We start from the raw sequence: 21293 nt of genomic DNA, 5'->3' as shown, positions 1-21293 counted from the left end.
CAATCATGCCATCCATCGAATTCATCCCGTCCCGGAGTCGAACATGTCCCAGCCTTTCACCGCCATCGCCACCCTGATTGCCCGACCTGGCCAGCAGGACGCCCTCGAACAGCACCTGCGCGCCCTGATTGAACCGACCCGCGCCGAAGCCGGTTGCGGTCAGTACGAACTGCACCAGGACCTGGCCAATCCGCTGGCCTTCTACATGATTGAGCAGTGGGCCAGCGACGAAGCCCTGCAAGCCCACGATGCCAGCGCCCATATCCAGCATTTCCGCAGCCAGGCCGAGGCGTTCCTCGAACACTTCGAACTCAAGCGTCTGCGCGTCATCGCCTGAAGCCTTCCTTTATTCACTTTCGGAGTTCTCCATGAAAGCTATCGCCTATTACGCCTCGCTCCCGATCAGCGACGAAAAATCCCTGCAAGACATCGAACTGCCGGAGCCGGTTGCCGGCCCGCGCGACTTGCTCGTCGAAGTCAAAGCGATTTCGGTCAACCCGGTCGACACCAAGGTTCGCCAGAACGTCGCGCCGGAAGGCGGCGCCGCCAAGGTGCTGGGTTGGGACGTGGCTGGTGTGGTCAAGTCGGTCGGCAGTGAAGTGACCCTGTTCAAGGCCGGCGACAAGGTGTTCTACGCCGGCTCCATCGCCCGGGCCGGTGGCAACAGCGAATTGCACGTGGTGGATGAGCGGATTGTCGGCCACATGCCGAAAACCCTCGGCTTCGCCGAAGCCGCCGCCCTGCCGCTGACTGCGATCACGGCCTGGGAGCTGTTGTTTGAACGGCTACAGATTCGCGAAGGCAACACCGATGAAGACCAGAGCCTGCTGATCGTCGGCGCGGCCGGCGGCGTCGGTTCGATCCTCACCCAACTGGCCAGCCAGTTGACCGGACTCAAGGTGATCGGCACCGCCTCCCGCCCGGAGACCCGTGACTGGGTGACGGAGCTGGGCGCTGATCTGGTGATCGATCACAGTCAGCCGCTGAGCGAGGAACTGAAACGCACCGGTGTCACTCACGTGACCCATGTCGCCAGCCTGACCCAGACCGAACAACATCTGGATCAACTGGTCGAGGCCCTGGCGCCGCAAGGCAAACTGGCGCTGATCGACGATCCGAAGGCGCTGGACGTGACCAAGCTCAAGCGCAAGAGCCTGTCGCTGCACTGGGAGTTCATGTACACCCGCTCGCTGTTCGAAACGCCGGACATGATCGAGCAGCACAAACTGCTCAACCGGGTGGCCGGGCTGATCGACAGCGGAACGTTGAAAACCACAGTCGGCGAACACTTCGGCACAATCAACGCAAGCAACCTGCGCCGTGCCCATGAATTGCTGGAAAGCGGCAAGGCCAAGGGGAAAATTGTTTTAGAAGGTTTCTAAAACTCGCGAGACCGCAGCCTTCTCCAGCCTCCGATGTGGCTGGCTCGGGGGCTGCGGTCGCGTTTTGCCGTCAGTCAGATGCTTGACCCTTGTCACAATTGCGATCGTATTCAGGACTACAATCGAGTCCTCTGCGATGCAATCTTTTACGTCCGGGAGGTCAGCAATGAAGATCCTGATAAAAGAAGTGGCAAAGTCCCAATGGCAAGTTCGTCTCGACCAGCACGCCGTGACCTTCCGCAGTGAGGCCGAGGCCCGCGCCTTCACTCGCACCCTCGAAGCGCGTATTTGCGCGCCCCATCAGATTCCCGACCTCGGCCAGCAACGCGCTGTCGGCTGAGGCTTTCGTTACTGGATTTCGGCCTGCGCCTTTGCCAGCGCCCGGGCATTCTGCATGCGCCGGGTGAGTGTCGCCGCGCAGACGACCAACAGACCGCACAGGCTGATGACCATGGCCATCGGCACGGCGCTGCCATCGTGCAGGATGCCCACCAGCGCCGAAGCCCCGGCGGCGACGCTGAATTGCATGCTGCCGAGCAACGCTGAAGCACTGCCGGCGCGACCGCCCTGCCCGTTCATCGCACACGCCGCCGCATTGGGGCTGATGCAGCCAAGGCTGGCCACGCAGATGAACAGCGGAATCAGCAGTGGCCACAGGGCCTCGGTGTGCAAGGCGCTGACCGCGAGCAGCGTCAGCCCGGCGGCCAGGTAAACCCAGACCGCCCGTGACAGCAGAAAGGCCGGACCGCGCTTGGCCAGCAGGCGCGCATTGACCTGTGCGACCAGAATGAACCCGGCCGCGTTGGTGCCGAACAGCCAGCCGAAATGCTCGGCCGGTACGCCATACAGCTTGATGAAAATGAACGGGGAGCCGGCGATGTAGGCAAACATCCCGGCAATGGCGATGCCGCCGGTCAGGGCATGCCCCATGTAGACCGGATCGGCCAGCAGCCGGCCGTACTGACGCAGGGCACCGGACAACGGCTGACGCGGAACATGCGCCGGCAGACTTTCCGGCAGGCCGAGGGCCACCGCCAGCCCGGCGAGGGCACTGAACGCTGTCAGCACCAGGAAGATCGACTGCCAGCCCGTGGTGTTGACCAGCAGACCGCCGAGCATCGGCGCCAGAATCGGTGCCAGCCCCATCACCAGCATCAGTTGCGAGAAGACTTTTGCCGAACCCACCGCATCGCACTTGTCGCTGACCACCGCCCGGGCAATCACCATCCCCGCACAGCCGCCCAGCGCCTGCACGAGCCGCGCGCCGATCAACCATTCCAGATTCGGCGCGTAGGCGCAGGCCACTGACGCCAGCGTGAACAGCGTCAGGCCAATGAGCAGCGGAATCCGCCGGCCGAAGCGATCCGCCACCGGCCCGTAAGCCAGTTGACCAATAGACAGACCAAAGAAGTAAGCCGACAGCGTCAGCTGGACGTGTTTCTCATCGGTGCCGAACGCCAGCGCCATGGTGGGAAAGGCGGGTAGATAGAAGTCGATCGCCAACGGACCAAAAGCGGTCAGGGCACCGAGAATCAGAAGGGTACGGAAGTTCATCAGGCGTCCAGGTCTGGCAGGCAGTTGGGGGGCACTTCGATGGAGTGCAGCCCGACAGTCTAGCCGCGCGAGGACGCCTTGAACATTCCGGTAGCTCGCTAACTATTAAAAAGATCAGGCGAGTTTGATGGCGTAACCTTCTTCGCTGATCGCCTCGATCACCTGCTCGGCGCTCAACGCACTCTCGACGCCGACTTCCTTCGCCGCCAGATCGACCCGCACGCTGGCGGCCGGATCCTTGCTCTGCACCGCCTGGGTGACGGCTTTGACACAGTGACCGCAGGACATGCCTTCAACAGTGAACACTTGCATGGAATGACTCCTTTGAGTGAGGTTGCCGGCAGTTTCGGGCTTGCCACGATGGCAAGGTCAAGTTCTGCAAAAAACTGCCGGGCTGGCAATCGGCGCCGCGCTCGGCCAAGCTGCATGCATCAATGACATGAATTCAGGAGATTCAGCCATGCGCTGGTCAGCTTTCAGCCTGTTTGGCGTACTCAGCCTTTTTGCCGCGATCCCTTCGGTGCATGCCGCCGGGGAAGATTACGGGGTGCTGATCATTTCCCGCGAGCGCCTGGAAGTCGCGACCTCGTGCGAAATCGGCGTGTACATCCAGGATCAACTGTCGGCGCGCCTGTTCCAGGAGCAAAGCACGTCGTTCAACCTGCCGCCGGGCAATGTCTCGCTGCGCCTGAAACTGCTGCCGGGACAAATGCCGGGCTGCAACCCGGGCATGCTCGCGCCGGGCTCGCAGGAGATAAAACTGCATGCCGGTGACATCCTGAAATTCCGCATCGCGATGAACCAGGAAGGCATGTACCTCAAGCCGACCGGCCTCGGTTACTGACACTTTCGGATTGGCGCTTGACCTTGCCAGCATGGCAAGGTTGATCCTGTAGGCCTCTTCTACAGGGAGTACGACCGATGTCCGATTCCATCACGTTCGATCTGCCCATCAGCGGCATGACCTGCGCCAGTTGCGCCGGCCGTGTCGAGCGGGCGTTGAGCAAAGTCAGCGGCGCCAGTGCCGTCAGCGTCAACCTCGCCACCGAACAGGCCCGGGTGCAGGCCCCCGGCGACAGCCTGCCGGCGTTGATGGAGGCGGTCGAACGCGCCGGTTACAGCGTGCCGCAGCAAACCGTGGAATTGAACATCGACGGCATGACCTGCGCCTCCTGCGTCGGTCGCGTCGAACGCGCCCTGAACAAGGTTGCGGGGGTGAAAAGCGTCAGCGTCAACCTCGCCAATGAACGCGCCCACCTCGAATTGCTCGGCGCGGTCGACCCGCAAACCCTGATCGCCGCCGTGAGCAAGGCCGGCTATTCGGCCAGTCTCTTCGAACTCGAACACCCGCAAACAGACAATCGCCAGCAACGCCTGAACCATGAGCGCTGGGCGTTGATCTGCGCCATCGCCCTCGCCTTGCCGTTGGTGCTGCCGATGCTGCTGCAACCGTTCGGCATTCACTGGATGCTCCCGGCCTGGGTGCAGTTCGCCCTCGCCACCCCGGTGCAATTCATCTTCGGCGCACGCTTCTACGTCGCCGCTTGGAAAGCCGTACGCGCCGGGGCCGGCAACATGGACTTGCTGGTAGCGCTGGGAACCAGCGCCGGATACGGCCTGAGTCTCTATGAGTGGGCCACCGCCGCCGGGCGCATGCCGCACCTGTATTTCGAGGCCTCGGCAGTGGTCATCGCGCTGGTGCTGCTTGGCAAATACCTGGAAAGCCGTGCCAAACGCCAGACCGCCAGCGCCATCCGTGCTCTGGAAGCGTTGCGGCCAGAGCGGGCAATTCAAGTCATCGATGGCCGCGAACAGGACGTCGCTATCAGCGCCCTGCGCCTCGGTGACCTCGTACTGGTCAAACCCGGCGAACGTTTCCCGGTGGACGGCGAAGTGCTGGAAGGCCAGAGCCATGCCGACGAAGCGTTGATCAGCGGCGAAAGCCTGCCGGTGCCCAAACAACCGGGCGACAAGGTCACCGGCGGGGCGATCAACGGCGAAGGCCGCTTGCTGGTGAGCACCACGGCGCTCGGCGCGGAAAGCGTGCTGGCGCGGATCATCCGTCTGGTGGAGGACGCCCAGGCCGCGAAAGCACCGATCCAGAAACTGGTGGATAAAGTCAGTCAGGTGTTCGTGCCGACGGTTCTGCTGCTGGCCCTGGCCACGCTGATCGGCTGGTGGCTGTACGGCGCGCCGCTGGAAACCGCGCTGATCAACGCCGTCGCGGTGCTGGTGATCGCCTGCCCTTGTGCCCTCGGTCTGGCGACACCCACCGCGATCATGGCCGGCACTGGCGTGGCCGCGCGGCACGGGATTCTGATCAAGGACGCCGAGGCACTGGAACGTGCCCATGAAGTCAGCGCCGTGGTGTTCGACAAGACCGGCACCCTGACCTCCGGCACGCCACGCATCGCACATTTCAGTGCAGTCGACGGTGACGAAAACGCCCTGCTGACAGCGGCCGGCGCGCTGCAACGCGGCAGCGAACATCCGCTGGCCAAAGCTGTACTGGATGCCTGTAGCGAGCGCAATCTGACGGTGCCCGATGTCAGCGACAGCCAGTCCCTGCCCGGGCGCGGCATCGCCGGCAGCCTCGATGGTCGGCGCCGGGCGCTGGGCAACCGGCGCTTGCTGGAAGAAAGCGGTCTGAATGCCGGAGACCTGAGCGAGTCCGCAAAGGCTTGGGAAACCGAGGGGCGAACGCTGTCCTGGCTGATCGAGCAAAGTCCGGCGCCCCGCGTACTCGGCCTGTTCGCCTTCGGCGACACCCTCAAGCCAGGCGCGCTGCACGCGGTCCAACAACTGGCCGCCCAGCACATCCACAGCCACCTGCTGACCGGCGACAACCGCGGCAGCGCCAGGGTGGTCGCCGAAGCGCTGGGCATCGAAAACGTCCATGCCGAAGTGCTGCCGGCGGAAAAAGCCGCCACCGTCGCCGAGCTGAAAAAAACCGGCGTCGTGGCCATGGTCGGCGACGGCATCAACGACGCACCGGCGCTGGCCGCGGCCGACATCGGCATCGCCATGGGCGGCGGCACCGACGTGGCCATGCACGCCGCCGGCATCACCCTGATGCGCGGCGATCCGCGGCTGGTGCCGGCCGCCCTGGAGATCAGCCGCAAGACCTATGCGAAGATCCGCCAGAACCTGTTCTGGGCCTTCGTCTACAACCTGATCGGCATTCCGCTGGCGGCGTTCGGCTTCCTCAATCCGGTGCTGGCCGGTGCGGCGATGGCCCTGTCGAGCGTCAGCGTGGTGAGCAATGCGCTACTGTTGAAAACCTGGAAACCCGAGGATCTGGAGGACAACCGATGAACATCGGCCAAGCGGCCCGCCACAGTGGCCTGAGCGCGAAGATGATCCGTTATTACGAGTCGATCGGTCTGCTCAAGGCTGCCCATCGCACCGACAGCGGCTATCGCATCTACGGCGACGATGACCTGCACACGCTGGCATTCATCAAGCGTTCGCGGGACCTGGGCTTTTCGCTGGAGGAAGTCGGCAAGCTGCTGACCCTCTGGCAGGATCGCCAGCGCGCCAGCGCCGATGTGAAGGCCCTGGCCCGCCAGCACATCGACGAGCTGAATCAGAAGATCCGCGAACTCGGCGAACTGCGCGACACCCTGCAGGATCTGGTCGAGCACTGCCACGGCGACCATCGCCCGGACTGTCCGATCCTCAAGGAACTGGCGTCGGGCTGCTGCGCGCAACCCGCGCGCGCCTGAGCAGCAGGATTTTCATCGACAGCACTGTGGCGAGGGGAATGCCGTGGAACAGCAGCACCACGGCACCCGGCGCCCACCACTCATAGAACGGTGCGGCGATCAGCATGCCGACGCCGAATCCGGTCATCTGCAACAGCGTCAGGAAACTGAAGATCGGCAGGCGCAAGGGCTCCGGCTCCCGTTGCAGGCGTGACATCAGACCGACTTCCGAGAATCCGTCGCCCAGTCCGGCCGGCAGCGAAAACAGCAACAGACCGACGACGCTGTGCTGCTGGAACATCAGGATGAAACCGCAGGACATCAGCAGCACGCCACCGAAATAGCGGCGCTCGAGATGAACGTTTTCCGAGCCGTTCAGGCGACTGGCGATCCGCGCGCCGAGCAGTTTGCCGGCGGCCCACACCGCAAGCATCAGGCCCAGCGTGGTGCTGGCCGAGTCCGGCGTCAGCAGTTTGGAGATGATCGGAAAACCGACGTTGTGCGCAGCGCTGCCAAGGGTGTCGGCCATGGTCACCGCCAGCATCGCCGCCACCACCGGAGCGCTGCGCAAGCCCTGGACCAACGCTGACCATTCGCTGCGCTCATCGCTTGATTCGGCCACCGGCTCAGGTGCACTGAACCGCAGCGGCGCAATCAACACTGCCGCCAGCAGATAGGTCACCGCGTTCAGCGCGAACACCGTTTCAAAACCAAACCCCGCAACCAACAACCCGGACACCAGACTGCCGCCGACCATCGCCATGGACGAGGCGGACGTGATCCAGGCATTGGTCTTGAGCAACTGCGCCGGCTCGATCAAGCGCGGCAACTGGCTGTTGAGGCCGATGGCGAACATCGAATTGCCAAAGCCCAGGCCGAACGCGATCAGCGGCAGCAACAACGCCTGCTGACTGACCGGCACGATCAGCAACAGCCCGAGCACAGCGGCGCGCAGCAGATCGAAGGCCATCAACGGCAGACGGCCACTGCATCGACGATAGAACGCGGTGCCGATCAGACTCGCAAAGATTCCGCCGCCCACGCGACTGGCGAGAAAAATCCCCACGCTCATCGCGCTGTTGCTCAGCAGGTAGACATAAGTGGCCAGCGCAACCATGTTCAGGAAAGCGCCGAAATCGGAAATCAGCCGGGCCGTGATGATCAGCCGGGAATTGCGGGAAATGGTGGTCACAATCAATCCTTGAATGTGTAAAACCCGGCCGAAGCCGGGTTTTCTTTTTCAGATGCTCACTGCATCCACGGTGGCGGAGGCGGTTCGTCGGACTTGCCCTTGGGCTCGTCGTCCGCCGCGCGAATGGCTTGCTTGCGCTCCTCATCCAGACGCGCCGCTTCGATCTCGCGCAGCACCCCGCCGACATCGGCCAGGTCCTCGGGATCGTCGAACTCGCCGGTCAGCACGCTGGCCGGGTGCAACGTACCCGCTTCGTACAGCGCCCACATTTCCTTGGCGTATTTGGTCTTCTTCAACTCCGGGGCGAAGCGACCGAAGTACGAAGCCATGTTGCCGACGTCACGCTCGAGCATGCTGAACGCGTGGTTGTTGCCGGCGGCGTCCACCGCTTGCGGCAGGTCGATGATGACCGGGCCGGTTGGCGTCAGCAGCACGTTGAACTCGGAGAGGTCACCGTGCACCAGACCGGTACACAACATCAGCACGATCTGCGAAATCAGGAACGCGTGATATTCGCGGGCCTGATCCGGCTCCAGCACCACGTCGTTCAGACGCGGCGCGGCATCGCCGTATTCGTCGGCCACCAGCTCCATCAGCAGCACGCCCTCGAGGAAGTCGTACGGCTTGGGCACACGCACTCCGGCGTTGGCGAGGCGGAACAGCGCCGCGACTTCGGCGTTCTGCCAGGCGTCTTCGGCTTCCTTGCGCCCGAACTTGGAACCCTTGGCCATGGCCCGGGCCTGTCGGCTGTTGCGAACCTTGCGGCCTTCCTGATACTCGGCCGCCTGGCGGAAACTGCGTTTGTTCGCCTCCTTGTAGACCTTTGCGCAACGTAACTGATTGCCGCAGCGCACCACATAAACAGCTGCTTCTTTGCCACTCATGAGTGGACGCAGCACTTCGTCGACCAGACCGTCCTCGATCAGGGGTTCAATGCGTTTTGGAGTCTTCATCAGCTTTTATTGTGGGTCCTTTATTACCAAACACGCGAATGTCACTCGTTATACGGCAATCCTCGCATCGCGGGGAGGGGTTGCCGACCTGTGAACCTGAAGATGCACACACTGTGCCGGATAAACCGGGCCGATCCGCCTCTTTATCGACCGCTGCGAATCATAGCCGAGGCTGCCGAAGTTGTTGGAGACAGGACTTGAGGGCATTTGCGACAGAATCTGACATCCCGCTGCACACAGCTCGTAAGAATTTTCTCTGCCGGCCTCAATTTCCCTCTCGTGCGGCCGAATTCCTCTGTGACAGAGGAATTTGTCCGACAATCGTTCCCAAAAAAATGTCGATGTCGCACCCAAGGAAACGGGTGAGAAATAGGTTTTTCGGCTGCCAATAACCGCGAGTCATCTGCACTGCGTGGGCCTACAAGAAAATCTGGAGCGCGGATGAACATCAAACAGAAGTTGACCTGGGCGTTTGCAATCATCGCCTGCTTGCCCGTGGTGCTGGTCGCCACGCTGGTGGTACTGAACCTGCGCAGCGATGCCCGGGACGATTTTGTCGACAGTAGTGGGCGCGAGATCCGTCAGGTCAGCAATGCCATGCAGCTGTTTTTCGACGGCATCAGCCAGAACGTCGATTACCTGGCGGCGCAACCATTGGTCAAAAACGCCGACGGCAGCGTGCGCAGCCGCATGAGCGCCAACGCTTCCGACACCTCGGATGGCGAGATCGACAAACAACTGTTTGCACTGTTCGAGGGGCTGGCCAAATCCCACCCGGCCTACTCCTACGTGTCCTATGGATTGAACAGCGGCGGCTATGCCTTCTGGCCGGGCGATCCGAAGATGGCCAACTACGACCCGCGCACCCGCCCCTGGTACAAGACCGCCATGGCCAACCCGGGCAAGACCCTGCGCACCGAAGCCTACTACTGGGCCGGCGATGACGCGGTACTGGTCAGCACCGTGCGCGCGGTCGCCAACCAGTTGGGTGCCCAGGGTGGCGTGGTCAACATTGACGTGTCGCTCAAGCAGCTGACCGAGATCGTCAAACAGATCAAGCTCGGCGAAAGCGGTTATCTGATGCTGATGGAAAACACCGGCACGGTGCTGGTCGACCCGAAGCAACCGGAGCACAACTTCAAACGACTCGACAGCCTCGGCGACGGCTACGCGCAACTGGCCAAGGCCGGTAAAGGCCTGGTTGACATCGAGCTCAACGGCGAGCGCTACATGGCCAATGTCTGGCCCTCTGAGCAACTGGGCTGGACCTTCATCGGCCTGATCAAACAGAACGACGTGATGAGCTCGGCCACTAAACTCACCTGGCTGATCGCAATCATCGCTGCCGTGCTGGCGGTGTTCTTCGCGGTGGTCGGCGCCAGTTTCGCCAGCCTGATCGTGCGGCCGATCCGCAGCGTGGCCAGCGGTCTGGAAGGCATCGCCCAGGGCGAAGGCGACCTGACCAAGAACCTCGACATCCGTGGCAGCGACGAAACCGCGCAACTGGCCAACTGGTTCAACCAGTTCCTTACCGCGATCCGCAGTCTGATCCAGCACATCGGCGGCGCGGCCGGGAAAATCCTCGCCACTTCGCAGAGCTCGACCCGGGTCTCCGGCGACATGGCCGAAGCGGCCGGGCGCCAGCGCGAAGCGGTGGACATGGTCTCGACCGCGTTCCACGAAATGGTCGCCACCGCCAACGAAGTCGCCCGCTCGTGCAGCCAGGCGGCGGAGTCGGCCGACAGCGGCCAGCGCCAGGCCCGCGAAGGTCAGCAGCAGATCGATGCGGCGGTGCACAGCGTCGATCAACTGAGCCAGGAGCTGGAGCAATCGGCGCAGTCGATGCAGCAACTCGAGCGCGACAGCAACGACATCCAGTCGATCCTCGGCACCATCCGCTCCATCGCCGAACAGACCAACCTGCTGGCGCTCAACGCGGCCATCGAAGCAGCGCGGGCCGGTGAGCAGGGGCGTGGTTTTGCGGTAGTGGCCGACGAGGTTCGCGCACTGGCCAAACGCACGGCGGATTCGACGGCGGAAATCGACGGGCTGCTGGGCAACCTGGCCAAGCGCACCAGCGCGGTGACCCAGCAAATGCGCGCCAGCCTCGATGTGTCGCAGCAATCGGTGGCACGCATCGGCGAAGCGCGGGAGAGCTTTGGTCAGATTCGTGAGTCGGTGGATGTGATTCGCGATATGAACACGCAGATTGCTACGGCGGCGGAAGAGCAGCATCAGGTGGCTGAGGACATCAATCGGCACATCAGCCAGATTCATGGTGATGCGCAGTTGGTGGCGGAACTGGCGAATTCGGCGCGGCTGGATTCGCAGAGTCTGGCGGGGTTGTCGAATGAGCTGGATGGGTTGGTGCGGCGGTTCCGGACTTGAGATTGGGGGGCAGCTTGAAAAGCGCCCTCACCCCAGCCCTCTCCCGGAGGGAGAGGGAGCCGACCGAGTTGTCTTGCGTCATACATCGACCTGAAAAAAAGTGTCGATTATGGATTCATAACCAATCTCTCACGTCGGTGAACCTCTCCAATATCCCCCAATCAGTCCCCTCTCCCTCCGGGAGAGGGTTAGGGTGAGGGCAAGCTTTTGCTCTTCTAGCGCTCGATGATCGCCGTCACACCCTGTCCGCCAGCCGCACAAATCGAAATCAACCCCCGCCCCTGCCCCGCCGCATCCAGCAACTTCGCCAGGTTCGCCACGATCCGCCCGCCCGTCGCGGCAAACGGATGCCCCGCCGCCAGTGAGCTGCCCTTGACGTTCAAGCGGCTACGATCAATCCCCCCCAACGGCGCGTCCAGCCCGAGCCGGGTCTTGCAGTATTCCGGATCTTCCCAGGCCTTCAACGTGCACAACACCTGCGCAGCAAAGGCCTCGTGGATTTCGTAGTAGTCGAAGTCCTGCAAGGTCATTCCATTGCGGGCCAGCAAGCGTGGCACCGCATAGACCGGAGCCATCAGCAGCCCTTCGGCGCCGTTGACGAAATCCACCGCCGCTGCTTCGCCGTCGCGCAGATACGCAAGGATTGGCAGACCACGCTCCTTCGCCCACTCTTCACTACCCAGCAACACCACCGAGGCGCCATCGGTCAGCGGCGTGGAGTTGCCGGCGGTCAGCGTGCCCTTGGCGCTTTTCTCGAAGGCCGGCTTCAGGGTCGCGAGTTTTTCCAGGGTCAGGTCCGGGCGCAGGTTGTTGTCGCGGGTCAGGCCGAGGAACGGGGTCATCAGGTCGTTGTGCCAGCCTTCGCTGTAGGACGCCGCCAGTTTGTGGTGGCTTTCGAAGGCCAGTTGATCCTGTTCTTCGCGGGGAATGTTCCAGGTCTGCGCCATCAACTCGCAGTGCTCGCCCATCGACAGGCCGGTGCGCGGTTCGCCGTTGCGCGGGAATTCGGGGATCAGGTGTTTCGGGCGCAATTGCAGAAAGGTCTTGAGCTTGTCGCCGGTGGTCTTGGCGCGGTTGGCTTGCAGCAGGATCTTGCGCAGGCCTTCGCTGACGCTGATCGGCGCGTCCGACGTGGTGTCGACGCCGCCGGCAATACCGCAATCAATCTGGCCGAGGGCAATCTTGTTCGCCACCAGCAACGCCGCTTCCAGGCCGGTTCCGCAGGCCTGCTGAATGTCGTAGGCCGGGGTGGCCGGTGACAGGCGTGAGCCAAGCACGCACTCGCGGGTCAGGTTCATATCCCGTGACAATTTCAGCACCGCCCCTGCGACCACTTCGCCGATGCGCTGGCCGTGCAGGTTGTAGCGTTCGATCAGGCCTTCGAGGGCGGCGGTGAGCATCACCTGATTGCTCGCGGTGGCATACGGCCCGTTGGAGCGGGCGAACGGAATACGGTTGCCACCAATGATCGCGACGCGGCGCAGCTGACTCATGAAATGCTCCTTGTGAAATATCCGGTCTGAAAATCGAGCGCTGAAAACCCGGTCGGGCCACAAAAGCGCCGAGGGCAAACTACTCTGCTGTTCTAGCGTAGGCCTTATTGCGTGGATCGAACGATTGATTGCCCTTCGCAGTCCACACTTTGAACCCCATCTTCTGGAGAGCGTTCCATGTCTGACCGCTATATCGACTTCGCCAACTCGTCCATCGGCCACCGTCTGGTCGGAGCTCTGGGCCTGCCGTCGCCGGTGCGGCTGGAACGCTGGCAGGCCGGGCGCCTGCGGCCAGTGGAGGGTGCGCTGCTGATCGGCGGCGGGCCGCTGGCCGAGCGGGTCAGTGCATTCGCCAATCGGCTGACCGATGCCATTTATCGCTACGGCGATCAGCCTGCGTCTGCCATTCAATGGATTCCCGGACATGGCCCGAAACTCAAGGCCGTGGTGTTCGACGCCAGCGATTTGCAGCACACCGACCAGCTCAAGCAACTGCGCGAATTCTTCCAGCCACTGATGAAGAACCTCGACAGCAGCGCGCATCTGGTAATCCTCGGTCGCGCCCCGGAAAACCTGCGCGAACCGTTCGCCGCCAGCGCACAACGGGCACTCGAAGGTTTCTCCCGCTCGCTGGCCAAGGAGCTGCGCAGCGGCGGCACGCTGCAACTGATCTACGTCGGCGAAGGTGCAGAGGATCAGCTCGAAGGGCCGCTGCGGTTTTTCCTCTCGCCGAAAAGCGCCTTCGTCTCCGGGCAAGTGATTCGCCTGAACCCTTGCGCCACGCCAGTGACCGACTGGACGCGCCCACTGGCCGGGCGCAAGGCGCTGGTCACCGGTGCGGCGCGCGGCATCGGCGCCTCGATTGCCGAAACTCTGGCTCGCGACGGCGCCGAGGTGATCCTGCTCGACGTACCGCCAGCCAAGACCGATCTCGAAGCCCTGGCGGCTCGCCTCGGCGGTCGCGCCATTACCCTCGACATCTGCGCCGAAGACGCCGCTGCGCAACTGATCGAACAGCTGCCGGACGGCCTCGACATTCTGGTGCACAACGCCGGCATCACCCGCGACAAGACCCTTGCCAACATGACCCCGGAATTCTGGGACGCGGTGCTGGCGGTCAATCTCAACGCCCCGCAAGTACTGACCAAGGCCCTGCTCGACAGCGGCACCTTGCGCGATAACGCCCGGGTGATTCTGCTGGCGTCGATCAGCGGCATCGCCGGCAATCGCGGGCAGACCAATTACGCGGCGAGCAAGGCCGGACTGATCGGGCTGGCCCAGGCCTGGGCGCCGACGTTGCTGGAACGTGGCATCAGCATCAACGCCGTGGCGCCGGGGTTCATCGAGACCCAGATGACTGCGCACATTCCGTTCGGCCTGCGTGAAGCCGGGCGGCGCATGAGTTCGCTGGGCCAGGGCGGCCTGCCGCAAGACGTCGCCGAAGCCGTGGCCTGGCTGGCCCAACCGGGCACCGGCGCGTTCACCGGACAAGCGCTGCGGGTGTGCGGCCAAAGCGTTCTGGGAGCCTGACCATGACCATCGAATGGCATACGCTGCACCACGAGCCGAGTCTGCCGGGGCTGTATGCCCGGGCGGCGACCCGACGCAAAATCACCGGCACCACCCTGCCCGACAGCGGTTTGCGTTGCGCCGTCGAGGTGGAGGGCAAACGTCTGGCGGCGTATCGCAAGGTCTGCGGTTTCGCCGATGACGGTCTGCTGCCGCCGACCTATCCGCATATCCTGGCGTTCGCCCTGCAGATGCAATTGCTGACCGCCAAAGAGTTTCCGTTCCCGCTGCTGGGGCTGATTCATCTGAGCAACCGCATCCGCATATTGCGGCCAATGGGCGGGATCAGTCGCGCGCAAGTCAGCGTCCGGGTGCATAACCTGCAACCGCATCCGAAGGGCGCGACCTTCGATCTGCTGACCACCCTCGACGATCAACTCGGGCCGTTGTGGGAAGCCGAAAGCCAAATGCTCTGTCGCGGCGTGAAGCTTGAAGGTGAACCGGTCGAACGGGCCTGGGAGCCGACGCTGCCCCTCGCGCAAGTGGCGCAGTGGAAGGCGCCGGCGGACATCGGCCGGCAGTACGCGAAAGTCTCCGGCGACTACAACCCGATCCACCTGAGTGCCGCCAGCGCCAAGTTGTTCGGTTTCCCTACAGCCATCGCCCACGGTTTGTGGAACAAGGCCCGCACACTGGCGGCACTGGCGGATCATCTGCCCAAGGCCAACCTTGAGGTCACCGTGCACTTTCGCAAACCGGTGCGGCTGCCGAGCGAGGTGAGTCTGTTCGCCAGCGCGGCCGGTTCCAGCGGTGAGTTACGCCTGATCGGCGCCGGGGATCTGGAGCACATGGTGGGCAACTGGCAGCCGGTAGCCTGACATCGAGGCCGGGAAAACCTGCTCAATTGTGTATATATCACTAAAGTTTTCCCGCGCCGCGTACATCTTCTTCGCCAATAACCAGCCTTGATTTTCAAGGCTTTTTTTTGCGCGCCTATATCCTCGGTATTAGTCGTTAGGCGGCACTCGCAGCCCCCTGCATAAAGGCGTTAATACCAACTTGAGAATGGCGTGGATCCGGCCTTGCGACTGATATGAGCACAACGGACGAAGGCATTGCCGGCAACAGAATCGGCGGGCCATCGAAGTCAACGAACGTTGTGACAGGTGCAAGGAATACCCAACATGAAAACTCAAGAGTGGTGCAAATCGGCAACAGCGCTGACATTGATTCTTTCCCTGAGCCTGGCCGGCTGCAGCAGCGGCGGTGGCGGTCATCACAGCAGTTCCGGCAGCTCCTCCCCGGACAGCGCCGCCGCGGGCAGTGGTGGTACGGGCGCAACCGGAGGCACGGGCAACACCGGTGGTACGGGTGGAACCGGCGGGACCGGGACTGGTGGCACGGCTGGCACTGGTGGTACCGGAGGAACCGGTGGCACGGGCGGTACCGATCCGACCAATCCAACTGATCCGACTGACCCAACGAACCCGACCAACCCCACCACCCCTACGCTGGTGACGACCACCCTGGTACAGGATGTCGGCAACACCGTCAGTGGTGTGGGCGATGGTGTCGGCCAGGTGGGCGACTCTCTCAGCACGGTCCCGGTCGTTGGAGGGGTGGTGCAGAGCGTTGCCAATACCGCTGGCAATGTGGTCGGCACGCTGGGTGATGGTGTGTCCAATGGCATCGGCAAACTGGCCAGCACCCCGAATGGCGTGGGTGTAACCGCCTCGGCGGTCGGCGGAGTGGTGCAGGATGTTGGCAACGGTGTTTCGGATGTCAGTGGCAAACTGGCGACCGCCACCGGCAGTATTCCGGTAGTCGGCGGGGTGGTGACCAAAGTGGCACCGGTACTCGACGGCGTTGGCGAAAAAGTCACGATGCTTGGCGACACGCTCAGCACCGCCACGACCACCGGACCGCTCGGCGGACTCACCACCCAGGTCAGTCAGAAACTGGTGCCGGTGATTGCCATGGTTGAAAGCACCACCGACAAACTCGGGAGCACCACCGGTCTTGGTGCCCCCCTCAACGGCGTTCTCCAGAAAGTCGGCGGTACCGTGGACGGTCTCGGTGACAACGTGACAGCGGCCGGCAAGGGCAATGCCCTTACCAACACCCTCGGCGGTGCGCTGAGCAACGTCGGCACCACAGTTGGCAAGGCCGGCGGGCTGGTAGCCAACGGCACGGGTGGCAATTCGGGCGGTATCGGTGGCAGTCTCGGCGGCACCGGTCTGCTGCAAACGGTCGGTGGCGCCGTGGCCAATGTCGGTGCCGGTCTGGGAGCCGGCAACACTACGCTGAGCGCACCCGGCAATGTGCTGGTATCGACAGGCAACACCGTGGCTTCGCTCAACACCGCACTGGGTGGCTCCGGCACCCCCATCACCACACCCACCACGGCACTGGCCAGTGTCGGCAACGCCGTCGGCGCAGGCCTGAGCCCTGTGACCAGTGCAGTGACCAGCCTGACGCAAAATGTCGGTAATACAACCGGGCTTGGCGGGCCTGTAGCCGGTCTCACAGCGCAAGTGGGTGGCGCCGTGAGCAATCTGGGTGGCACTCTCGCCGGCACCACAACCAATCCGGTAGTCGCTGCAGTCGGTGGTACCGTCGGCACGGTGGGCAGCACGGTAACCGCCGTCGGCGGTCTGCTCAACGGCGGTGCGGGTACACCGGCCACGACCCCTGTAACAACCGTCGTCAGCAACACTGTCAATACCGTCGGCGGAGCGCTCGCAGGCGCCACCAACGGCGGCAGCGGCGCAGGTCTGGGCGGCGTACTCGGTGGTCTCACCGGCGCATTGGGAGGTAACAAACGCTAAATTGCACCTGGCCGATTCGACGGCCGAACCTACAGCGCCTACGCTTGGTTGAGGGCGGAAGATTCCCACGAGTCTTCCGCTTTTTTCTTAGGAGAACACCCGCCCGGTGCCGGGGGTTGAACATGGAGTGTCCTATGCGCGTTATGGCATCCCTGCTGTTTCTCAGTCTCAGTTCCTCTGCCCTTGCCGACACCCTGCCGAGCTTTCTCAACAGCAACGAAACGATCCGCAACCTGCCGGTGCCGAACCTGCCCGCCGATGCCTATCGACCGGGTGCTGCGCCACTGCAAGTGCCGGAGCCCGGCGCCTCCGAGCCGTTGATGACGAGCACGAAGATCCGACTCAATACCGTGCAGATCGAGGGCGGCACGCTTTATCCGCTGAATGAACTGGCAGAAATCTACAAACCCCTGATCGGTCGTGAAAGCAGCCTCGCCGACCTGATCGAAGCCACCCGCACGATCACTCGACGTTATCAACAGGACGGCTATCTGCTGTCCTACGCCTTCCTGCCACAGCAGACCTTCAATGACGGCGTGGCGCGCGTCGTACTGGTGGAAGGCTATGTCCGGGACGTGCAGATCGCGGGCGACGTGGGGCGGGTCAAAGCCCTGCTCGACCGACTGGCCGCCAAGCTCCAGGCCGAGCGCCCTCTCACACGCAAGACGTTCGAGCGCTACACCACACTGATGACCCGCATTCCCGGCGTGACGATTCAGGCCCAGGTGCCACCGCCCGGCACCACCGATGGCGCAACCACGCTGATCGCCCAGGCCAGCCGCAAACCGTTCACCAGCACCCTGAGCACCACCGAAGACAACCGCAACGGCACCCAGGCTTTGCTCGGTATCAGCAGCAATTCAAAAACCTCGATGGGCGAACAGCTGAGCCTCAGCGGCCTGTTTCCACCGGGGGATGACCATGAGCGTTACTACCGGCTGGACTACAACCAGTTCATCAACGACGAAGGTGCGCAACTGAGCCTGTCGGCCTCACGCTACCGGGCCGATCCCGGCACCAACGTACTGCTGAATAACGGTCTGGAACTCAAGCCGCATCGCGAAAATGATCGTTACTCCCTCGGCTTCAGCCTGCCGTTGATTGCCGCTTCGGATGAGTTGCTGACAGCCGGATCGCGCCTGTACGCGGTCAACGACAAGACCCGTTACAACGTCATCGGCTACCCGCTGAGCGTCGAAGAACGCACCGACATCCGCGCACTCGCCTTCGAAAGCGACTGGCGCAAGGCCGATGCCCGGCAACTGCGAATTCTCAGTGGCGGGGTGTATCAAGGCTTCGACAGCCTTGGAGCGCACACCAACAACAGCGCCATCGACCTGGATTTTTTCCGGGTGCGTCTGTCGGGGGTGCAGAGCGACAAGTTCTTTGATAACTGGCAAGGCGTACTGTCAGCCGCGTTGTATTGGAGTGACGACACCCTGCCCGACAGCGAGCGCGCCGTATTCGGCGGCCAGAACTTCGGCCGCGGCTATCCCGACGACCAGGCGTCCGGCGACAAGGGCTGGGGCGTGGCTTACGAAATCAACTACAGCTTCAACCGCGACGGCAACTGGGTGCGCATCCTGCAACCGTACTTCGTGCTCGACCGCTCGCGCAGCTGGTTCAATGAATTGCCGGTGCAGGCCAACAACCTGTCATCGGCGGCGTTCGGCCTGAGATTCGGTGACGCCAAGTACTACAACATCGCCCTGGAAGCCGCCAAGGCGATGTCCGATGAAGCGCTGGATACGTTCAACCGCAGACCACGCTACAGCATCAGTTTCAGTTACCAGTTGTAAGCCGCTTGATCGCCGGCGAATCCCAGATCGGAACGCAGAGCGTCCCAGGCTGCATTCCCACGCAGAGCGTGGGAACGATCAAACAAAAGCAGTCCGCTTTCGCTTATCGCTTATCGCTCCTCACCACTCAACACAATGAGCGTTAGCTCGAGTACCGCTTTTGATCTACGGGCGACGTCGGAAGGCTGAGTGGAGGGATTCATCCGGGGGTGGGAGCGCAGCGACCGTTTGGCGAAGCCAAACACATCGAGAGGAGGTGCAGCGAAGCAAACCGTAGGCGATGCCCCCGGATGAAACCCGGAACGAAGGAACCCCGAGCCCCAGCGAGCGGGCCGAACGCAGGAGCAAGCGTTTTTTTGCTTACTTTTTGACTGGGCCGGCACTCCGGGCGTTTGTCAAAAAAGTGAGTCGCCGTAAGGGCGAAACCGCCAGCAGGCGCACCCGCAGAAACGGATATTCACCCAAAACCCCAACAACATGGTCGGCCCAAAGGCCGCCAAGTCAAACCCTCAAGAAACATTCACCCGAGGCTTGGGAAACAGATTATCCAGCGTCTCAAGCAACCGAACGTGATAAATCGGCTTGCGAAACAGATCCAGTACCTGCAACCGCAGCATGTCGCTCACATCCTCCATGTCCGCATGCCCGGAAGTCACAATCACCGGTAAATGCTGGCGCGAGGTGTGTTCGCGCAATCGCTTTATCAGCGACATGCCGCTTTCCTCCGGCATGCGCAGATCGGTAATCACCAGCGCGATATCGGGATGCCGGGTCAAATGATGCAGGGCCAGTTTCACCGAGGTCGCGGTATGACAGACAAAACCCTCCCCCTCCAGCAACTCCGCCAGCTCCAACAGCGCGTCCTCCTCGTCATCGACCAGAAGCAACTGTTGGCGGGGAGTCGGGGAGGGAGACATAAGGCATTACCTTGCGATGGACTGAGCGCTGACGTTAGAACCCCTTGAACGCATTCGCAAGCTGACGCCTGATGTACATCAGCCGATCAGCGCGTCCCGGATGGTACCGAACATCGTGGTCACGGCACCGGAGATCGGCCCCACGAACACCGCCAGCGCCACGGCCACCATCCCGGCGATGATCGCGTATTCGATACCGGATGCCCCTTCGGTGTCCTTGGCCAGCCCCTTGTAGAAGGCGACCTGGGATTTGATTGTCTGCACGGCTTTTTTTGCGAAGGACATGACTGATTCTCCTTGAAGGCACCGGGTGTTATGCGTTCGCAACATGATTTCCCCGTGCCAGCATCAGCATTGTCGGCAATGTCCGGACCTACAACTGTAAGAACGGATTAACACCAAAGTATTAGCGACCCATACAACGGCAAAAAACCATGTTTGGCGCTTTAGTCCCCTGCTTTCGGCGGATATTTCGGCCCGCGTAATGGCATTTTGTTCGGGCTGCGCTACCGTCAAATAGCGAAATAGTTACTCGTTCATAGCTGCCTGATTGCGAAGTTATCTCGTTGGACGTCACGGGTTGTTGCAAGAGACAGAGCGCAGCGGGAAAGGGAGAGCCGTCATGAACAGTCGCGTCACTCTGGGTCTGGCCGGCATTTTGTTGCTGGGTGCCGTCATCGCCGGTTACTGGGGGCTCAGTTTGAGTCGCCAGGCCCCGGCTGCCGAACCCGTGGTTGCCGCTCCTGCCAACCCGATCGCCCCCCCGCCACCGGTAGAAGATCCGACTCGCCAGCCGGTGGTGGTGCTGGTGCGCGATATCGCACCGTTCGTGACCATCACCGCCGCCGATGTCGCCGTGGAAAAACTGCGCACCGCCCCCGCCGGCAGCCTGGCCAGCGTCGATCAGGTGATCGGCCGCACACCCTGGCGCGCCCTGTCCGCCGGCACCTGGCTGACCCAGGAAAGCTTCGAGGCCGGCAGCCCGCTGGCGCGGATGATCCGTCCCGGCGAACGCGCACTGGCGGTCGCGGTGGATGAAGTGATCAATGCCGGCGGCCAACTGGCACCGGGGGATTATGTCGATGTGCTGCTGTTCTTGCGCAAGGATGAGAACAACCCGCAGCCGACCGCCCAACTGGTGGTGCCTGCCGTGCGGGTGCTGGGCGTGGGCAGTCAGATGGGCCTGACCAACAGCGGCCAGCCCGCCAGTCCCGCCCACAGCGAAGAAGAAAAACTCAAGCAGGAACAACTGCGCGCCGCCGCCCGCAGCGTGGTGCTCGCGGTGCCTGAGCCGTTGCTCAACCGCCTGATGCTGGCCTCCAGCGCCGGCGTATTGCGGCTGGCCGTGCGCAGCGCCGACGAACAACAACTGGCCCGCTACTGGGCCGGCGACAACAACGTCGCCGCCGGCCTCGACAGCCCTCGACGCGAGTTGATCGAGTTCAGCCAACTGTCGTTGACACCGCCACCCAAACCCATGGCGGTCGCCAGTCAGACCGTTCCAGGAAAACCGGCCGTGGAAGTGATTCGCGGCACCGAATCCGCCGAACCCACGCACTGAATCGAGCAAGGAT

The 21293-nt window shown here is 62.7% G+C and carries 19 protein-coding genes and 1 pseudogene; 13 read left to right on the top strand and 7 right to left on the bottom strand.

All coding sequences use genetic code 11. The annotated features are described in order from the left end of the window. Positions 1-43 precede the first annotated feature (43 nt). The 3 genes from JKA62_RS08580 to JKA62_RS08570 all read left to right on the top strand — a co-directional run bounded on the left by JKA62_RS08580 (position 44) and on the right by JKA62_RS08570 (position 1722). Positions 44-337 (top strand): putative quinol monooxygenase, encoded by a 294-nt coding sequence (locus JKA62_RS08580; protein ID WP_011332308.1) that lies wholly within the window; start codon positions 44-46, stop codon positions 335-337. 31 nt (positions 338-368) lie between these two features. Beyond that, positions 369-1382 (top strand): zinc-binding alcohol dehydrogenase family protein, encoded by a 1014-nt coding sequence (locus JKA62_RS08575; protein ID WP_011332307.1) that lies wholly within the window; start codon positions 369-371, stop codon positions 1380-1382. A gap of 166 nt (positions 1383-1548) precedes the next feature. Beyond that, on the top strand, positions 1549-1722 hold the full coding sequence (locus JKA62_RS08570; RefSeq protein ID WP_011332306.1) for a hypothetical protein: 174 nt from the start codon (positions 1549-1551) through the stop codon (positions 1720-1722). A gap of 8 nt (positions 1723-1730) precedes the next feature. Here the strand turns inward: JKA62_RS08570 and JKA62_RS08565 are convergent, their stop codons facing one another. Then, positions 1731-2936, bottom strand: a complete 1206-nt coding sequence (locus JKA62_RS08565; protein WP_011332305.1) for a multidrug effflux MFS transporter — start codon at positions 2934-2936, stop codon at positions 1731-1733. A gap of 114 nt (positions 2937-3050) precedes the next feature. Then, a complete protein-coding gene (locus tag JKA62_RS08560; RefSeq protein WP_007958490.1) occupies positions 3051-3248 on the bottom strand; it encodes a heavy-metal-associated domain-containing protein in 198 nt (65 codons plus the stop codon). Positions 3249-3396: 148 nt separating this feature from the next. Between JKA62_RS08560 and JKA62_RS08555 the strand changes: the two genes are divergently transcribed. The 3 genes from JKA62_RS08555 (at position 3397) to cueR (ending at position 6661) form a co-directional block, all read left to right on the top strand. Next, the gene (locus tag JKA62_RS08555) at positions 3397-3780 is read left to right on the top strand and encodes a hypothetical protein (RefSeq protein WP_011332304.1); all 384 of its coding nucleotides are present in this window, start codon (positions 3397-3399) and stop codon (positions 3778-3780) included. Positions 3781-3857: 77 nt separating this feature from the next. Next, complete coding sequence (locus tag JKA62_RS08550; RefSeq protein ID WP_201817350.1) at positions 3858-6251, top strand: heavy metal translocating P-type ATPase; 2394 nt, start codon at positions 3858-3860, stop codon at positions 6249-6251. Continuing rightward, positions 6248-6661 carry a Cu(I)-responsive transcriptional regulator gene (gene cueR / locus JKA62_RS08545; RefSeq protein ID WP_011332302.1) on the top strand — a complete coding sequence of 138 codons (414 nt, stop codon included), beginning with the start codon at positions 6248-6250 and terminating at the stop codon, positions 6659-6661. The genes JKA62_RS08550 and cueR overlap by 4 nt, the downstream gene beginning before the upstream one ends. On the opposite strand, the gene JKA62_RS08540 is transcribed toward cueR, so the two are convergent. Both JKA62_RS08540 and JKA62_RS08535 read right to left on the bottom strand, forming a co-directional pair. Further along, positions 6615-7832: an MFS transporter gene (locus tag JKA62_RS08540; protein ID WP_201817349.1), complete on the bottom strand. Its 1218-nt coding sequence runs from the start codon at positions 7830-7832 to the stop codon at positions 6615-6617. The genes cueR and JKA62_RS08540 overlap by 47 nt on opposite strands. A gap of 56 nt (positions 7833-7888) precedes the next feature. Beyond that, entirely contained in the window at positions 7889-8785 is an 897-nt protein-coding gene (locus tag JKA62_RS08535; RefSeq protein ID WP_011332300.1) for a PA4780 family RIO1-like protein kinase, read from the bottom strand. 441 nt (positions 8786-9226) lie between these two features. Here JKA62_RS08535 and JKA62_RS29225 point away from each other — a divergent pair. Both JKA62_RS29225 and JKA62_RS29220 read left to right on the top strand, forming a co-directional pair. After that, positions 9227-10315 (top strand): annotated as a pseudogene (locus JKA62_RS29225) (cache domain-containing protein); the annotation flags it as partial. Between the two features lie 90 nt (positions 10316-10405). Next, positions 10406-11173 carry a methyl-accepting chemotaxis protein gene (locus tag JKA62_RS29220; protein WP_371850984.1) on the top strand — a complete coding sequence of 256 codons (768 nt, stop codon included), beginning with the start codon at positions 10406-10408 and terminating at the stop codon, positions 11171-11173. 215 nt (positions 11174-11388) lie between these two features. On the opposite strand, the gene JKA62_RS08525 is transcribed toward JKA62_RS29220, so the two are convergent. Then, a complete protein-coding gene (locus tag JKA62_RS08525; RefSeq protein WP_201817348.1) occupies positions 11389-12666 on the bottom strand; it encodes an acetyl-CoA C-acetyltransferase in 1278 nt (425 codons plus the stop codon). 177 nt (positions 12667-12843) lie between these two features. Between JKA62_RS08525 and JKA62_RS08520 the strand changes: the two genes are divergently transcribed. From JKA62_RS08520 to JKA62_RS08505, 4 genes are all read left to right on the top strand, one after another. Further along, complete coding sequence (locus tag JKA62_RS08520; protein ID WP_201817346.1) at positions 12844-14196, top strand: 3-oxoacyl-ACP reductase; 1353 nt, start codon at positions 12844-12846, stop codon at positions 14194-14196. Positions 14197-14198: 2 nt separating this feature from the next. Further along, complete coding sequence (locus JKA62_RS08515; protein ID WP_011332296.1) at positions 14199-15053, top strand: MaoC family dehydratase; 855 nt, start codon at positions 14199-14201, stop codon at positions 15051-15053. A 306-nt stretch (positions 15054-15359) separates the two neighbouring features. Then, positions 15360-17003, top strand: coding sequence for a collagen-like triple helix repeat-containing protein (locus JKA62_RS08510; protein WP_201817344.1), 1644 nt, complete (start codon positions 15360-15362; stop codon positions 17001-17003). A gap of 134 nt (positions 17004-17137) precedes the next feature. Further along, on the top strand, positions 17138-18802 hold the full coding sequence (locus JKA62_RS08505) for a ShlB/FhaC/HecB family hemolysin secretion/activation protein (RefSeq protein ID WP_041475131.1): 1665 nt from the start codon (positions 17138-17140) through the stop codon (positions 18800-18802). A 509-nt stretch (positions 18803-19311) separates the two neighbouring features. On the opposite strand, the gene JKA62_RS08500 is transcribed toward JKA62_RS08505, so the two are convergent. Continuing rightward, positions 19312-19719: a response regulator gene (locus JKA62_RS08500; RefSeq protein WP_201817338.1), complete on the bottom strand. Its 408-nt coding sequence runs from the start codon at positions 19717-19719 to the stop codon at positions 19312-19314. Between the two features lie 78 nt (positions 19720-19797). Next, on the bottom strand, positions 19798-20004 hold the full coding sequence (locus tag JKA62_RS08495; RefSeq protein WP_201817335.1) for a Flp family type IVb pilin: 207 nt from the start codon (positions 20002-20004) through the stop codon (positions 19798-19800). Positions 20005-20341: 337 nt separating this feature from the next. Here JKA62_RS08495 and cpaB point away from each other — a divergent pair, with 337 nt between their 5' ends. Beyond that, entirely contained in the window at positions 20342-21280 is a 939-nt protein-coding gene (cpaB, locus tag JKA62_RS08490; RefSeq protein ID WP_201817332.1) for a Flp pilus assembly protein CpaB, read from the top strand. The last annotated feature ends 13 nt before the right edge of the window (positions 21281-21293 follow it).

The sequence above is a fragment of the Pseudomonas sp. B7 genome (assembly GCF_016735645.1).
In the GTDB taxonomy this organism is placed as follows: domain Bacteria; phylum Pseudomonadota; class Gammaproteobacteria; order Pseudomonadales; family Pseudomonadaceae; genus Aquipseudomonas; species Aquipseudomonas glycinae.
The sequence above is the reverse complement of the archived record's forward strand: the minus strand, read 5'-3'. Positions and strand labels throughout refer to the sequence as shown.

Bases quoted from the DNA above. Each gene is read 5' to 3' on its own strand.
- JKA62_RS08580 (WP_011332308.1), top strand. From the start codon at position 44: ATGTCCCAGCCTTTCACCGCCATCGCCACCCTGATTGCCCGACCTGGC.
- JKA62_RS08575 (WP_011332307.1), top strand. From the start codon at position 369: ATGAAAGCTATCGCCTATTACGCCTCGCTCCCGATCAGCGACGAAAAA.
- JKA62_RS08570 (WP_011332306.1), top strand. From the start codon at position 1,549: ATGAAGATCCTGATAAAAGAAGTGGCAAAGTCCCAATGGCAAGTTCGT.
- JKA62_RS08565 (WP_011332305.1), bottom strand. From the start codon at position 2,936: ATGAACTTCCGTACCCTTCTGATTCTCGGTGCCCTGACCGCTTTTGGT.
- JKA62_RS08560 (WP_007958490.1), bottom strand. From the start codon at position 3,248: ATGCAAGTGTTCACTGTTGAAGGCATGTCCTGCGGTCACTGTGTCAAA.
- JKA62_RS08555 (WP_011332304.1), top strand. From the start codon at position 3,397: ATGCGCTGGTCAGCTTTCAGCCTGTTTGGCGTACTCAGCCTTTTTGCC.
- JKA62_RS08550 (WP_201817350.1), top strand. From the start codon at position 3,858: ATGTCCGATTCCATCACGTTCGATCTGCCCATCAGCGGCATGACCTGC.
- cueR (WP_011332302.1), top strand. From the start codon at position 6,248: ATGAACATCGGCCAAGCGGCCCGCCACAGTGGCCTGAGCGCGAAGATG.
- JKA62_RS08535 (WP_011332300.1), bottom strand. From the start codon at position 8,785: ATGAAGACTCCAAAACGCATTGAACCCCTGATCGAGGACGGTCTGGTC.
- JKA62_RS29220 (WP_371850984.1), top strand. From the start codon at position 10,406: ATGGCCGAAGCGGCCGGGCGCCAGCGCGAAGCGGTGGACATGGTCTCG.
- JKA62_RS08525 (WP_201817348.1), bottom strand. From the start codon at position 12,666: ATGAGTCAGCTGCGCCGCGTCGCGATCATTGGTGGCAACCGTATTCCG.
- JKA62_RS08520 (WP_201817346.1), top strand. From the start codon at position 12,844: ATGTCTGACCGCTATATCGACTTCGCCAACTCGTCCATCGGCCACCGT.
- JKA62_RS08515 (WP_011332296.1), top strand. From the start codon at position 14,199: ATGACCATCGAATGGCATACGCTGCACCACGAGCCGAGTCTGCCGGGG.
- JKA62_RS08510 (WP_201817344.1), top strand. From the start codon at position 15,360: ATGAAAACTCAAGAGTGGTGCAAATCGGCAACAGCGCTGACATTGATT.
- JKA62_RS08505 (WP_041475131.1), top strand. From the start codon at position 17,138: ATGCGCGTTATGGCATCCCTGCTGTTTCTCAGTCTCAGTTCCTCTGCC.
- JKA62_RS08500 (WP_201817338.1), bottom strand. From the start codon at position 19,719: ATGTCTCCCTCCCCGACTCCCCGCCAACAGTTGCTTCTGGTCGATGAC.
- JKA62_RS08495 (WP_201817335.1), bottom strand. From the start codon at position 20,004: ATGTCCTTCGCAAAAAAAGCCGTGCAGACAATCAAATCCCAGGTCGCC.
- cpaB (WP_201817332.1), top strand. From the start codon at position 20,342: ATGAACAGTCGCGTCACTCTGGGTCTGGCCGGCATTTTGTTGCTGGGT.